Consider the following 13,188-nt stretch of genomic DNA (forward strand, 5'->3'; position numbering starts at 1 on the left):
AGATTGGCCCGGGGATAGCCGGCTCGCCCTTGGCCAGATTGTCTATGCTCTTTGCACACACACCTGTGTCGAGGGATTTATGGACGACCCAATCAATGGCAAGCCGCCGACCTTCTGGCAGATGCTGCACAGCGTGGTAGCGGCGGCGTTCGGCGTGCAGAGCGGCAAGAACCGCGCCCGGGATTTTACCCACGGCAAGCCCAGCCACTTCGTGGCGATGGGCATCCTGTTCACTGCGGTATTTGCCTTGACCCTGTTCGGCATCGTCAAGCTGGTGCTGCACCTGGCGGGGATCTGAAAGCGCGTCAGCGCATCAACATTTGCAGGTCGAAAGGGTAGCGATAGCTGTCCGGTTTGCCCTTGGCCGAGAGCGCCCGGAAGTTGATGCCGTAGTCCTGGGTCGCCTGCACGGCAAGCAGGCGCCTGGCCAGGGGCTTGTCGATCAATTGAAACAACCCTACCTGCCAGGACGGTCCACCGTGCCGGGTCATGTCCACTCCCTGCTCATAATCGTGCAGCAACACCAGGGCCCAGCCTCCCAGGGTGAAATGCCCGGCACTCAAGGCGCTCAAGCGTCCGTCCAATAGCGCCTGCAAGGCCTGGGGCGAACTGTTGACCGCACTGAACAACACATCCTTGCCCGGCTGGTGCTTGAGTTCTTGCGCGGCGGCCATGGCACCCAGCGCCATTTCATCGTTTGCCGACCAGATCAACGCCGTGTGCGGGTAGCGCTTGAGCAGCTGCTGGGCCTGCTCATAGGCCCGCTGCCGGGTCCATTCGCCGTACACCAGTTGGCGCAGGCGCACCTCGGGGTGTTCAGCCAGTGCCCGATGCAGGCCCTGCTCGCGCAATTGCGAGGCCGGGGTGATTTTCATCCCGGAGAACGCCAGCAGATCAACGGTTTGCCCCGGCGCAACCGGGCCATGCTGGCGGATCAGTTCCTTGAGCGTCTGATAGCCGGCCTTTTCATCGTCGGCCACCAGGCTGCCGATCCACTCCGAGCGCTGGTCATTGCGCTCGTTGAGCAAACGCAACTGGTCGGGGGTGAGCACGCTGTTGACGATAAACAGCTTGACCCCGCTGCCCTGGGACAGGCGCAGGATCTCCGGCGCGACATATTGCTCGTTGACCAGGATCAGGTAGTCCGGCCGTTGGTCGCCCTGCAGCGCCTCACGGGCCTGGCTGAGGGTGTTGCCGGGGTTGCGCTCGGAATAACGCACACGCAAATCCAGGCCGAGGTCCTTGGCCGCGGCCTGCATGAATTGCGAATAATTGACCCAGAACGTTTCCGTGGAAGTGCCCGGATTGAGAAAAAGCACTGAAGTGGCGTGAGCCACTGCCCAGAACGGCAGACTCAGCAGCAGCAAGCCCTTGCACAAAACCTTCAACATCGTCACGCGAACCCCAAGATAATGCCGCGCATTATAGCGGGCAAAATACTGGCAACTGTCAGTGACATCGTCGATTTTGTCGGACAATCCGGGTTATTTCTGCCCGTTAGCTATTGATGACTGACCCAGAACACCGCCGTTCCCACCACCAGAATGATCAGGAACAGAATGGCCCAAGCATCGACACTGCTGTCGGTTTTCCTTGCCTTGGTCGGATTGCTCATAGCATCGCCTCTTGTCGGTTTTATCGGTGACTGCTCGAAGACTCCCGCAGAGTTAAGACCAGCTTTTCCCTTACCACAAATGTGGTCTTGTACCGTTAGTCGTTTTAGTTCTTTGCATATACTCAAACATCACTTTTGCGCATAACTGCAAACTGGTATCGTGCGCCGGCTCCGTTGGGAGTGCGCGGCCGTGCGCGCAGAATTGCTGAGGTGACCGCAGCCTCTCCGGTTACCTGATAAGCCTGAGAACAGGACCTATATGTACGTATACGACGAGTACGATCAGCGAATCATCGAGGACCGCGTCAAGCAGTTCCGTGATCAGACCCGACGCTATCTGGCAGGCGAGCTGAGCGAAGAAGAATTCCGCCCTCTGCGCTTGCAGAATGGCCTCTATATCCAACGTTTTGCCCCGATGCTGCGGGTCGCCGTGCCTTATGGCCAGCTGACTTCGCGCCAGACGCGAATGATGGCCAAGATCGCTCGCGACTACGACAAGGGCTATGCCCACATCAGTACCCGGCAGAACGTGCAGTTCAACTGGCCGGCCCTGGAAGACATCCCGGACATCCTGGCTGAGCTGGCCACCGTGCAGATGCACGCGATCCAGACCAGCGGCAACTGCCTGCGCAACGTCACCACCGACCAGTTCGCCGGCGTCGCTGCCGACGAAGTAATCGACCCGCGCCCCTGGTGCGAAATCGTCCGCCAGTGGACCACTTTCCACCCGGAATTCGCCTACCTGCCGCGCAAGTTCAAGATCGCCATCAACGGCTCGACCTCGGACCGCGCGGCCATCGAAGTCCACGACATCGGCCTGGAGCCGGTGTACAACGCCGCTGGCGAGCTGGGCTTCCGCGTACTAGTGGGTGGCGGCCTGGGCCGTACTCCGGTGGTTGGCGCCTTTATCAACGAGTTCCTGCCGTGGCAGGACCTGTTGAGTTACCTCGACGCGATCCTGCGGGTCTACAACCGCTATGGCCGTCGTGACAACAAGTACAAGGCGCGGATCAAGATTCTGGTCAAGGCCCTGACGCCTGAAGTCTTTGCGCAAAAAGTCGACGCAGAGATGGAACACCTGCGCGGTGGCCAGACCACCCTGACCGATGCCGAAGTGCATCGCGTGGCCAAACACTTCGTCGACCCGGACTACAAGGCCCTGGAAAACCAAACCGCCGAGCTGGCAGCACTCGACCAGCAGCACCCAGGCTTCGCCCGCTGGCGCACGCGCAACACCCTGGCCCACAAGAAGCCGGGCTATGTGGCGGTGACCCTGTCGCTGAAACCGACCGGCGTGGCCCCGGGTGACCTCACCGACAAACAGCTGGACGCCGTGGCCGACCTGGCCGACCGCTACAGCTTCGGTCAACTGCGTACCTCCCACGAGCAGAACATCATCCTGGCCGACGTTGAACAGAGCCAGTTGTTCGCCATGTGGGGCGAATTGCGTGAACGCGGTTTCGCCACCCCGAACATCGGCCTGCTGACCGACATCATCTGCTGCCCGGGCGGCGACTTCTGCTCCCTGGCCAACGCCAAGTCGATCCCGATCGCCGAATCCATCCAGCGTCGCTTCGACGACCTGGACTACCTGTTCGACATCGGCGAACTGGACCTGAACATCTCCGGGTGCATGAACGCCTGTGGTCACCACCACGTGGGCCACATCGGCATCCTTGGTGTCGACAAGAAAGGCGAAGAGTTCTATCAAGTGTCCCTGGGTGGCAGCGCCAGCCGCGATGCCAGCCTGGGCAAGATCCTCGGCCCGTCCTTCGCCCAGGACGCCATGCCGGATGTGATCTCCAAGCTGATCGACGTCTACGTGGAACAACGTAACGAAGACGAGCGCTTTATCGACACCTACCAACGTATCGGTATCGACCTCTTCAAGGAGCGTGTCTATGCAGCGAATCATTAAGAACAACGAGGTCGTCGACGAAACCTGGCACTTGCTGCCCAAGGACGCGACCCTCGATGGCATCTCCAACTGCGACGACTTGATCGTGCCGCTGGCACTGTGGCGCGAGCACGCTCACGCCCTCAAGGCCCGCGATGGCGGTCTGGGCGTGTGGCTGGACGCTGAAGAAGAAGCCGAGGAAATCGGTGATGACGTCGACCAGTTCCAGGTCATCGCCCTGAACTTCCCGGCCTTTACCGATGGACGCAACTACTCCAACGCCCGCCTGCTGCGTGACCGCTACGGTTACAAGGGCGAGCTGCGGGCCATCGGCGACGTGCTGCGCGATCAACTGTTCTACCTGCACCGTTGCGGTTTCGATGCCTACGCCCTGCGCGCTGACAAAGACCCGTACGAAGCCCTGGAAAGCCTCAAGGACTTCTCGGTGACCTACCAGGCCGCCACCGACGAACCGCTGCCGCTGTTCCGTCGCCGCTAAACCTGGCGCATAAAAAAAGCCCTGGACCGGGAAACCGGCTCAGGGCTTTTTTGTATCCGGCACTGCAGGAAATGGCGGTGGCTGTCGCACCGCCCTCCGCGGTTTACCAGAAGCGTTGCTGAGTCAGGCGGCTCCACCAGGTCAGCAGCACGCGGTCAATGGAACCGCTGGCCGCCAGCCCCACCCGCTCCTGCAGGCTCTTGCGCTCGGCATAGTGCAGGTGGAACACCTCTGCGCTCTTGGCCTTGTCGGCCAGGTATTCGTCGCTGGTCTGCAACTCGTCCACCAGCAACTTCTCTTGCGCCGCCACGCCCAACCAGACTTCGCCGGTGGCCACTTCATCGATGGCCAGTTGCGGGCGGTAGCGGGACACGAAGTTCTTGAACAGCTGGTGGGTGATGTCCAGGTCTTCCTGGAACTTCTCCCGGCCCTTCTCGGTGTTTTCGCCAAACACGGTCAGGGTGCGCTTGTATTCGCCGGCGGTCAGCACTTCAAAGTCGATGTCGTGCTTCTTCAACAGGCGGTTGACGTTGGGCAACTGCGCCACCACGCCAATCGAGCCGAGGATGGCGAACGGCGCGCTGATAATCTTCTCGCCGATGCACGCCATCATGTAGCCGCCGCTGGCCGCGACCTTGTCGATGCACACGGTCAAGGGCACGCCCGCCTGGCGGATACGCGCCAGTTGCGAGGACGCCAGGCCGTAGCTGTGAACCATGCCGCCGCCGCTTTCCAGGCGCAGCACCACTTCATCCTTGGGCGTGGCCAGGCTGAGCAAGGCGGTGATTTCGTGGCGCAGGCTTTCAGTGGCCGAGGCTTTGATGTCGCCATTGAAGTCCAGCACGAATACCCGGGACTTGGCCTCGGGCTGCTTCTTTAGTTTTTTCTGGTTTTTTTCGATCTTGCCCTGGGACTTGCGCAAGGCCTTGAGTTGGTCCTTGTCGAGCAGGCTCTGCTCCAGGCGCTCGCGCAGGCCCTTGTAAAAGTCATTGAGCTTGCTGACCTGCAACTGGCCGGCCGACTTGCGCCGCCCTTTGCTGCGCAGGGCTGCCGCGGTGATCAGCACCACCAGGATCGCCACCACCAGGGTGACGGTTTTAGCCAGAAAACTTGCGTACTCCGCAATAAAATCCACAGCGACTCCTTAAACATCTGTGCCGCTGCCAACGAGCGGCGTAATGGACGCCAGCATACCGACGCGGCCGGTCCACCACCAGCCGCGAAACCTTGTGTAACCAAGCTCCAACAATCATTTCAAACAAGCGTATGTTTTTTCATTGACAGCTCACCGGCATCCTCATAACCTCGCAAAACTTTCAACGTGCCGGGATGACGCGGACGTGGGCAGCATCTATTTGATTCGACATGGCCAGGCCTCCTTTGGTGCAGACGACTATGACGTTCTGTCGCCCAACGGTGTGCGCCAGGCGCAAGTGCTCGGCCAGCACCTGGCGCAAATGGGCCTGAGCTTCGACCGCTGCCTGTCGGGCGACCTGCGCCGCCAGCAACACACTGCCAACGAAGCCCGCGAGCAAATGCTCGCCGCCGACCTGCCGACACCGGCCCTGGAGATCGACTCGGCCTTCAACGAGTTCGACGCCGACGCCATTATCCGCGCCCTGCTGCCCGACCTGCTGAGCCAGGAGCCGAACGCCCTGGAAACCCTGCGCAACGCCGCGCAGAACCGCGCCGAGTTCCAGCGCATCTTCGCCCTGATCATCGAGCGCTGGCTGGCCGGCACCTATGACCCACCGGGGCTGGAAAGCTGGCTGGGGTTTGTCGAGCGGGTCCAGGGCGGCCTGCAACGCATCCTCGAACAGGCCGACAATCGCGACAAGATCGCCGTGTTCACCTCCGGCGGCACCATTACCGCCCTGCTCCACCTGATTACCCGGATGCCTGCGCGGCAGGCTTTCGAACTGAATTGGCAAATCGTCAACACCTCGCTCAACCAGCTGAAGTTCCGCGGGCGCGAGGTGGCCCTGGCTTCCTTCAACGGTCATGCCCATCTGCAACTGTTGAAGGCCCCGGAACTCATCACTTTCCGATGAGCCCGGCTCACTGTGACCCTTGCTGTAATCACCCCAAGAAAAGGATCGAACCATGACCTCCGTAGCTGACGCCGTACAAGCCATGAAAGCCAAGTTCAACCCAGCTGCCGCCGCCGGCCTGGACCTGGTTTTCGGTTTCCGTATCGATGACACCAAGAACTTCTCGCTGATCGTCAAAGACAGCACCTGCGAGCTGCAAGAAGGCGAAAACCCTGACGCCCAGGTCACCCTGGTGATGGACGGCGAAACCCTGGACGGCATCGTCAGCGGCGAAACCGACGGCATGCAGGCCTTCATGGGCGGCAAACTGCGCGCTGAAGGCGACATGATGCTGGCCATGAAACTGAGCGAGCTGTTCCCAGCCTAAGACCCTCGCGGTCCGGTTGTACCCGAATCCCGCCCCTGTGGCGGGATTCGTCGTTTCTGGCCCCTGCCGATTAATGCAATGACCTGTAGCCACTGCCGCAGGCTCAGGCCGCGTTCGGACGCTGGCCTGCGCGACGCCGCGAATGCGCCTGATAGGTCACCGTGCCCAAACGGGCCAGCGCAGCCTCGTGCCTCGGCAGCGGCTGCAGCGGCTACGGGGTTTGCGGGATGACCGTCGGGCACCTTGTTTGGCTGGCGGCACGCTTGATTGATCTCAGTCAGTTTCGGTTTTGCGCAGGTCTCTACTCTGGCGTCTCCATCACAGGCCAGGGACGGCTGATCGGAGCGACCGGTCGTGCCTATCACTCAAGGAAGAGTCACCCCATGGGATCACTGAAGATCATTCTGCTGTCCAGCGCCTTCAACGGCCTGACCCAACGAGCCTGGCTGAGCCTGCGCCAGGCCGGGCACCGCCCCAGCGTGGTGCTGTTCACCGACGAAGAGTCGGTCTGCCAACAGATCGAAGACGCCAACGCCGACCTGGTGATCTGTCCCTTTCTCAAGGACCGGGTGCCGCAGCGACTGTGGGCCAATACCCAACGGCCGCTGGTGATCATCCACCCGGGGATCGTTGGCGACCGTGGCGCCAGCGCCCTGGACTGGGCGATTACCAATGAGGTCAGCCGCTGGGGCGTCACCGCCCTGCAAGCCGTGGAAGAAATGGATGCCGGGCCGATCTGGTCGACCCACGAATTCACCCTGCCGGCCAACCTGCGTAAATCCGAGCTGTACAACGGCCTGATCAGCGACGCCGCGTTGCAGTGCATCGAGGACGTGGTGAAAAAATTCACCAGCGGCTTCACCCCGATCCCCCTGAACTACCTGGACCCCAACGTCCGTGGCCGCTTGCAGCCCAACATGAAGCAGAGCGACCGTACCTTCAGCTGGCACGACTGCGCGCGTTTCATCAAGCGCTCCATCGACGCCGCCGACGGCCAGCCAGGGGTGCTGGCGAGCCTGGCCGGCGGCCAGTACTACCTGTATGACGCCCACCTGGATGCACGCAGCGGTACACCCGGGGAACTGCTCGCCGTGCACGATGACGCCGTGCTGGTGGCCGCCGGCGACCACAGCCTGTGGATCGGCGCCCTCAAACCCAAGGCAGCACCCGGTGCCGAGACCTTCAAGCGCCCGGCGCGGCATGTGCTGGCGCAACATTTGGAGGGCCTGCCGCACCTGGACTGGTCAATCGAAAACTCGCCTTTGTGCAATGAGGCCTATCAGCCGATTCGCTACCGCGAGTCAGGCAATGTCGGCGAGCTGACCTTCGACTTCTACAACGGCGCCATGAGCACCGAACAATGCCAGCGCCTGACCCGTGCTCTGCGCTGGGCCAAGGCACAGAACACCCAGGTGCTGCTGATCAAGGGCGGACGTGGCGCCTTTTGCAACGGCGTGCACCTGAACGTGATCCAGGCCGCCCCCGTACCGGGCCTCGAAGCCTGGGCCAACATCCAGGCGATCGACGACGTCTGCCAGGAGCTGCTCAGCGCCCGGCAACTGGTGGTCTGCGGCCTGACCGGCAGCGCCGGCGCCGGCGGCCTGATGCTGGGGCTGGCGGCGGACATCGTCCTGGCCCGGTCCGATGTGGTGCTCAACCCGCATTACAAGACCATGGGCCTGTTCGGCTCCGAATACTGGACCTACAGCCTGCCCCGCGCCGTGGGCCAGGCCATGGCCCAGCGGCTCACCGAGGAATGCCTGCCCATCAGCACCCTCCAGGCCCTGGAGATGGGCATGGTGCAGGAGATCGGCCCGCGCTGCCCGGACGAGTTCGCCCTGTGGCTGCTGCAACGAGCCAACAGCGCCCTGAGCGATAGCCGCTACCAGGCCATCCGCGAGCGCAAGGCCCAGGCCGACCCGCAACTGATGCAGCACTGCCGCAATGCCGAGCTGGAGGAAATGCACCAGGACATGGTGCACAACCGCAAGGGCTTCGCCGAAAAATGCGCGGCATTCGTCTACAAGCGCAAAACCTGCTGCACGCCGCAGCGCTTGATCGAAGACTGGGCGCAACCCCGGGAAGTGGCATTGGTGGGCTGAGCCGCCTGACCGGCGACTTTCAATGCACCGCCAGGCCACGTAATATCGCCGCCTTTTTGTTGCCGCCCCACTGGGGCGGCAACTGTTTGCCAGGAGGCGATATGCACGACATTCCCGGCCATTCCACGTGGCGCAGCATCGAAGAACAGACCCTGGGCTGGTCCAGCGATCGGATCTTTCACATCGTCGATGCACAGGGCCAGCACCTGCTCTTGCGCACCAGCGACGCCGCCCAGCACACCAGCAAGCACCACGAATTCCAGTGGACCCAACACCTGGCGGCACAGGGCATCGCCATGTCCCAGCCATTGGCCTTTGGCCTGTTTGATTCAGGGCGCCAGGTCTACTCGCTGTTGTCGTGGATCGAAGGCCAGGATGGCGCGCACTGGGTTGCCGAGCGTCCGGCCGCTGCCTGTCATGAACTGGGCCTGCAAGCCGGTCGGATACTCCAGCAGATACACAGCGTTGCTGTGCCTCCAGGCACCGAGAACGCCGAACAGCAGATGCGTGCCCTCTACCTTAAAAAGCTCGAACAGTACCGGAGCTGCGGCTATCAAGTGGCCCATGAGCAAGACTTCCTGCAATTTATCGAGCAGCACTTTCATCTGCTGACAGACGCGCCGCGGGTGTTCCTGCACGGCGACTATCACCTGAACAACATGATCGTGGGCGCCGATGACCAATTGTCGATCATCGATTTCAACCGCTGTCGTCTCGGCGATCCGGCGCGAGACTTCAACAGGCTGGCGCTGTTTTCCTGCAATCTCAGCAGCGACTTCGCCCGCGGCCAGATCGACGGCTACTGCGCGGGCAAGGCCGACCCTGGGTTCTTCACCCGCATGGCGTTGTACGTCGCGTTCGATACCTTCTTCAGCGTGATCTGGGCCATGGCCTTCGGCGAAGAGCAAATCCACGCCAGCCTGCAACGCACGCAAAAGGTCTGGGAGGACTTCGCCGGTTTTTCCAGTGTTGTGCCTCGCTGGTACGGCCAATAAGCGCCACATCCGCTGCGGCCATGACCCGGTCGCACCCGTTTTTTTTGATCGCAGAGAAGAAAACAGCTGCTATGGTTTTGCCCGGCGCAGGGCTTTGAGCACGAAAGACGCCATTGGAAAATCTTAAGGAATGAGAGTGAACGCCAAGCTTAAAGAAACAGAAAAAGCCCAGGAAACCACCGGTAAGAGCCCGATCGCCTGGGGCATGATCGGCTCGGTGATCCTGGCCATCACCACCCCGTTCTTCTACTTGAACGGCAAGGCTTACCACGACGGATACCTGGGCTACTTCCAGCTGGAAACCTCGATGTTTCCCATGGACACCTCCAGCACCTTCGTCACCGCGGTGCTGGCTTGGTATCACGCCATGACCAATGGCTTGAAAGGCAGTTTTGAATTCATCGGGCAGCACTGGCTATGGGCAACCCTGGTCTGCGTGCTGACCATCGTGGTGTTCGGTGGCTTCAACTACCTGATCGCCAAGCTCACCAAAACGCTCAATGATAAAAAGCAGTCGAGCAAGCAGCAGGCCACCACCCCCGCGCCGTCCTTATTGAAAGAGATGGGGAAATGCGCGCTGTATATTTTCATCCCGAGCTACGGCCTGTTTGTCGCGATGTTTTTTATCTCGTTCATCCTGATGATCACCATTACCCCTTTTTCATTGATCGGTAAGGATTCAGCCGCCGACGATCTGAAAGACGGCTTCAAGAACTCGCCACTGGTGACCGTCAATGACCCCGATGGGCACAAAGGCACTTACCGGGTCATGCAGTGCTCGACCTCGTTCTGCGCGCTGTACGCCGATGGCAAGGCGATCACGGTTCCGGTCGCGACCCTGAATTGGGTAGTGTCGGATGTCTCGAAAAAACTGGAGGAGGTGCAAGCGAAATAACCGCTGCGCCTCCATCACCGCCGTTGCTGCCACTCAGGTTGCAGCAAAAGCGCCACCAACGCCGTCCACCCCGTCTGGTGGGACGCCCCCAGGCCGCGTCCGGTTTCGCCATGGAAGTATTCATGGAACAGCACCAGGTCACGATCGATCGGGTCAGCCTGCAATTGCGGATAGCCGCACATGGAGGGCCGCAGCCCGTCCTCATCACGCAGGAACAAACGGGTCAGGCGCTGGCTCAGGCCGTCCGCGACCTCTTTGAGCGACGCCAGGTAGCCTGAACCGCTGGGGTACTCCACAGAAAAGTTCTGGTCGTAGTAGCGGTGAAACTCGCGCAAGGCTTCGATCAACATGTAGTTGATCGGCATCCACAGCGGGCCGCGCCAGTTGGAGTTACCGCCGTACAGCCGCGAGTCGGACTCGGCCGGCACATAGCGAGCGTTTAACGGGTTGCCATTGACCTGCAACTCAAACGGCTGCTCGGCGAAGGCCTTGGACAGCGAGCGAACGCCGAACTCACTGAGAAATTCCGCCTCATCCAGCATGCGCTTGAGCAAATCCTTGGTCCGCTCCCCACGCAGCAGCGCCAGGAGCATGCGGTTGCCCTCCCCCGGCTCGGTCCAGCGCGACACCAGGCTGGCGAGGTCCGGCCGATGGCGCATAAAGCCCAGCAAGCGCTCACGCAGCCCCGGCAGCCCTTCGTGTTCGTGCTGCTCCAGCACCTGCACCGCGAACAGCGGCATCAGGCCGACGATGGAGCGCAGGCGCAGAGGTTCGCTGAGCCCGTCCGGGTGCTGCAACACGTCGTAGAAAAACTGGTCCTGTTCGTCCCACAGGCCTTCGGCGGCGGCGTCGACGCGGTTGATAGCGCCGGCGATATACAGGAAGTGTTCAAAGAACTTCACCGCGATATCGACGTACACCGGGTTGCGCTTGGCCAGTTCCAGGGCAATGCGCATCAGGTCCAGGGCGTAGGCCGCGACCCAGGCCGTGCCATCGGCCTGATCCAGGGTGTAGCCCGGCGGCAACGCAGCCGAGCGGTCGAACAGGCCGATATTATCCAGGCCGAGGAAGCCCCCCTGGAACAGGTTGCGGCCTTCGGCGTCCTTGCGGTTGACCCACCACGAGAAATTAAGCAGCAGCTTGTGGAAGATCCGCTCGAGAAAATCCAGGTCACCTTCGCCGGTCAGCGCCTTGTCTTGCTGGTACACGCGCCAGCTGGCCCAGGCATGCACCGGCGGGTTGGCGTCGTCAAAGCGCCATTCATAGGCCGGCAACTGGCCATTGGGGTGCATAAAGCGGTCTTTGACCAATAGCAGCAACTGGTGCTTGGCAAACCCGGGGTCGATCAGGGCAAAGGCCACCGCCTGGAACCCCAGGTCCCAGGAGGCGTACCAGGGGTATTCCCAGGTGTCGGGCATCGACACGATGTCGAAGTTGGCCAGGTGCCGCCAGTGGCTGTTGCGCAGATGCTCGCGCTCGGGCGGCGGTGGCGGCTGGCCGGGATCGCCGTCGAGCCATTGCTTGACGTCGAAGTAATACAACTGCTTGGACCACAGCAAGCCGGCCAGGGCCTGGCGTTGCACGTTGCGCGCATCTTGGTCGAGGCCGGCTTGCAGGGCCGCGTAGAAATCATCGGCCTCGGCCCGACAACGCTCGAACACCTGGCGGGCACTGACCGGCTCGGCGCCTGCCGGGGCAAAGCGCAGGTAGACACTTTTGCTCTCGCCGGCACCCAGGGCCAGGCTGAAATGCGCGGCGACCCGGGTGCCCGCGTCCCGGGCGATGGCGTTGGCCACGCCGCCCACCAGGTAATCGTTGAAGCCATCCTTGAACGGCCCCGGCGCAGCCAGCCCGTCGAGCCTGGGGAAGTTGCTGTCGTTGTTGCAGAACAGCCACTGGCAGGGCTCGGGGCCCCAGGCAGTGACTTGGCGTTCGGGTAATTGCGGGTGGCGCGCCAGCACGCGCTCGCCCTCCAGTATCAGGCTCGGCCGGCGCGGATCGTCGCCCCAACTCCAGCTATTGCGCGCCCACACTTGGGGCAGCACGTGCAGCCGCGCGGGCTGATCGGCACGGTTGTGCACCGTGACCCGCATAAACAGGTCGTCGGCCTGGTGCTTGGCGTATTCCACCGTCACGTCGAAGTAGCGCTGGTCTTCAAAGACGCCGGTATCCAGGATCTCGTACTCGGCATCGCCCAGGCCGCGCCGGGCGTTTTCGCGCACCAGGTCGTCATAGGGGAAGGCCGCCTGGGGGTACTTGTAGAGCATGCGCATATAGGCATGGCTGGGCACGCCGTCGAGGTAGAAATACAGCTCCTTGACGTCCTCGCCGTGATTGCCTTCGGCGTTGTTCAGGCCGAACAGCCGCTCCTTGAGAATGCTGTCGTGCTCATTCCACAGCGCCAGCCCCAGGCACCAGTGCTGGGCCTTGTCGGAGAACCCGGCGAGGCCGTCCTCGCCCCAGCGATAGGCCCGACTGCGCGCGTGGTCATGGGGCAGGTAGCGCCAGGCGTCGCCATCGGCGCTGTAGTCCTCGCGCACCGTGCCCCACTGCCGCTCACTCAAGTAAGGCCCCCATTCGCGCCAGTGGCCGGCCTCGGCGCCTTGCAGGCGCTGGCCTTCAACCGTGTCGAGAATGCTCGCTGCTGGTTTTGCCGTCATGGGGGTGTCCGTGGCCATGGGAATGAGCTGCAGTGTAGGAGCTGCCTGGGGGCCTGGGGCATGACAAATGTTTCATGGTGCGAGCATCCGTCACGCTCAAAACGACT

At 61.9% G+C, this 13,188-nt stretch carries 11 protein-coding genes; 8 read left to right on the forward strand and 3 right to left on the reverse strand.

All coding sequences use genetic code 11. From position 1 onward, the window contains the following. Positions 1-79 precede the first annotated feature (79 nt). Positions 80-298 carry a DUF2970 domain-containing protein gene (locus ACOZJV_RS29320; RefSeq protein WP_201131503.1) on the forward strand — a complete coding sequence of 73 codons (219 nt, stop codon included), beginning with the start codon at positions 80-82 and terminating at the stop codon, positions 296-298. Between the two features lie 7 nt (positions 299-305). On the opposite strand, the gene ACOZJV_RS29325 is transcribed toward ACOZJV_RS29320, so the two are convergent. Then, a complete protein-coding gene (locus ACOZJV_RS29325; RefSeq protein WP_421549063.1) occupies positions 306-1,391 on the reverse strand; it encodes an ABC transporter substrate-binding protein in 1,086 nt (361 codons plus the stop codon). Between the two features lie 483 nt (positions 1,392-1,874). Between ACOZJV_RS29325 and ACOZJV_RS29330 the strand changes: the two genes are divergently transcribed. Both ACOZJV_RS29330 and ACOZJV_RS29335 read left to right on the forward strand, forming a co-directional pair. Beyond that, entirely contained in the window at positions 1,875-3,533 is a 1,659-nt protein-coding gene (locus tag ACOZJV_RS29330) for a nitrite/sulfite reductase (RefSeq protein ID WP_421549064.1), read from the forward strand. Continuing rightward, complete coding sequence (locus tag ACOZJV_RS29335) at positions 3,517-4,011, forward strand: DUF934 domain-containing protein (RefSeq protein WP_020296903.1); 495 nt, start codon at positions 3,517-3,519, stop codon at positions 4,009-4,011. The genes ACOZJV_RS29330 and ACOZJV_RS29335 overlap by 17 nt, the downstream gene beginning before the upstream one ends. 103 nt (positions 4,012-4,114) lie before the next feature. On the opposite strand, the gene sohB is transcribed toward ACOZJV_RS29335, so the two are convergent. Next, the gene (gene sohB / locus ACOZJV_RS29340) at positions 4,115-5,146 is read right to left on the reverse strand and encodes a protease SohB (RefSeq protein ID WP_020296904.1); all 1,032 of its coding nucleotides are present in this window, start codon (positions 5,144-5,146) and stop codon (positions 4,115-4,117) included. Positions 5,147-5,351: 205 nt separating this feature from the next. On the opposite strand from sohB, the gene ACOZJV_RS29345 reads away from it, so the two are divergent. The 5 genes from ACOZJV_RS29345 to ACOZJV_RS29365 all read left to right on the forward strand — a co-directional run bounded on the left by ACOZJV_RS29345 (position 5,352) and on the right by ACOZJV_RS29365 (position 10,421). Beyond that, complete coding sequence (locus ACOZJV_RS29345) at positions 5,352-6,062, forward strand: histidine phosphatase family protein (protein ID WP_078468743.1); 711 nt, start codon at positions 5,352-5,354, stop codon at positions 6,060-6,062. 52 nt (positions 6,063-6,114) lie between these two features. Beyond that, positions 6,115-6,429, forward strand: a complete 315-nt coding sequence (locus tag ACOZJV_RS29350) for an SCP2 sterol-binding domain-containing protein (protein ID WP_020296906.1) — start codon at positions 6,115-6,117, stop codon at positions 6,427-6,429. Positions 6,430-6,812: 383 nt separating this feature from the next. Then, positions 6,813-8,531 carry a hydrogenase maturation protein gene (locus ACOZJV_RS29355; RefSeq protein WP_421549065.1) on the forward strand — a complete coding sequence of 573 codons (1,719 nt, stop codon included), beginning with the start codon at positions 6,813-6,815 and terminating at the stop codon, positions 8,529-8,531. Positions 8,532-8,632: 101 nt separating this feature from the next. Beyond that, the gene (locus ACOZJV_RS29360) at positions 8,633-9,526 is read left to right on the forward strand and encodes an aminoglycoside phosphotransferase family protein (protein ID WP_421549066.1); all 894 of its coding nucleotides are present in this window, start codon (positions 8,633-8,635) and stop codon (positions 9,524-9,526) included. Positions 9,527-9,662: 136 nt separating this feature from the next. Further along, on the forward strand, positions 9,663-10,421 hold the full coding sequence (locus tag ACOZJV_RS29365) for a hypothetical protein (RefSeq protein WP_421549067.1): 759 nt from the start codon (positions 9,663-9,665) through the stop codon (positions 10,419-10,421). Between the two features lie 14 nt (positions 10,422-10,435). Here the strand turns inward: ACOZJV_RS29365 and ACOZJV_RS29370 are convergent, their stop codons facing one another. Beyond that, positions 10,436-13,081 (reverse strand): MGH1-like glycoside hydrolase domain-containing protein, encoded by a 2,646-nt coding sequence (locus tag ACOZJV_RS29370; protein ID WP_421549068.1) that lies wholly within the window; start codon positions 13,079-13,081, stop codon positions 10,436-10,438. Between the last annotated feature and the right edge of the window lie 107 nt (positions 13,082-13,188).

It is taken from the genome of Pseudomonas sp. QD4 (assembly GCF_049199125.1).
Lineage (GTDB): Bacteria > Pseudomonadota > Gammaproteobacteria > Pseudomonadales > Pseudomonadaceae > Aquipseudomonas.